Consider the following 1,217-nt stretch of genomic DNA (forward strand, 5'->3'; position numbering starts at 1 on the left):
CACCCATTTGAACATCTTTTCCATAGAGAGCTTTGTCTCGCCGTAAGTATTGGTCGGCTCTGTCCGGTCCGTTTCGAGAATCGGAGTCTTCTCCGGTTCTCCATAGGTCGCCGCCGTAGAAGAAAAGACAATCTTGTCGATGCCGTGTGCCACCATAGATTCCAGCATGGTCTTTGTACCGCACAGATTGTTATCATAATATTTCAGCGGATCCGTCATACTCTCACCTACGAGTGAGTTTGCCGCAAAGTGGATGACTGCATCGATGCCGGTCTCCTGGTCCAGAACGCTGTCCACAAATGCTCTGTCTCTCAGATCCCCCTGATAGAATTTGGCCTTCGGGTGAACCGCTTCCTTGTATCCGGTCTCCAGATTGTCAATGATCACAACGTCTTCTCCGGCATCAATCAATTCATAAACCGTATGGGACCCAATGTAGCCTGCTCCGCCTAATACTAAAATCTTCATATTTCATTCCGCCTTTCTTACTGCTGATCCAATGTAGAAATGAATCTCTCAAACTGTTTCCTGCCCTTTTCGGTACATTTATAAACACCTGCGTCCTCAAGGACTTTTACAAATACCTGTCCGATCTCTTCTTTCAGGATATCCATGACATTCTCTTTGTTGATCTCCTTATATTTTGGCACAAACTGTTCCACCCAGTCAACATGCTTTCTCAAAGATTCCTCTTCTTCAATCGGAGTCCCTTTTACAAGGCAGTCCGCAAGAAGTTCCATTTCATTTTTTAATCTGGAAGGCAGCACCGCAAGACCCATGACTTCGATCAGTCCGATATTTTCTTTCTTAATATGGTGATATTGCTCGTGGGGATGAAACAGCCCCAGAGGATGTTCTGCAGTCGTTATATTATTTCTCAGAGTAAGATCCAGCTCATAGGTCTCCCCGGTCTTCCTGGCGATCGGAGTGATCGTATTGTGCGGTTCCCCGCCGGTCTGTGCATAAATATGGGCATTCTCGTCACTGTAGTTTCTCCAAACATTAAGGATATGATCCGCCATATCAATCAGCCGGTTCTCGTCCTTTGACCGGATTCGGAGCACTGACAGCGGCCAGTTCAAGATTCCCGTCTCCACATCCTCAAATCCCTTCACTGTATAGTGTTTTTCGACCTTCGCATCTGCCATGGCAAACTGATAATGTCCGCCCTGGAAATGGTCGTGTGACAGAATGGACCCTCCCACGATCGGAAGATC

Annotated in this window: 1 protein-coding gene and 1 pseudogene; both read right to left on the bottom strand. The window is 46.9% G+C overall.

Annotated elements, in window-relative coordinates:
• Nucleotides 1-468, bottom strand: a 468-nt coding sequence (locus QVP35_RS01760; protein WP_288187727.1) for an NAD-dependent epimerase/dehydratase family protein, incomplete at its 3' end; no start/stop codon positions are given.
• Between the two features lie 17 nt (nucleotides 469-485).
• Nucleotides 486-1,217 (bottom strand): annotated as a pseudogene (locus tag QVP35_RS01765) (UDP-glucose--hexose-1-phosphate uridylyltransferase); the annotation flags it as partial.

Source organism: Anaerostipes sp. CAG:276 (genome assembly GCF_000432215.1).
Lineage (GTDB): Bacteria > Bacillota > Clostridia > Lachnospirales > Lachnospiraceae > Anaerostipes > Anaerostipes caccae.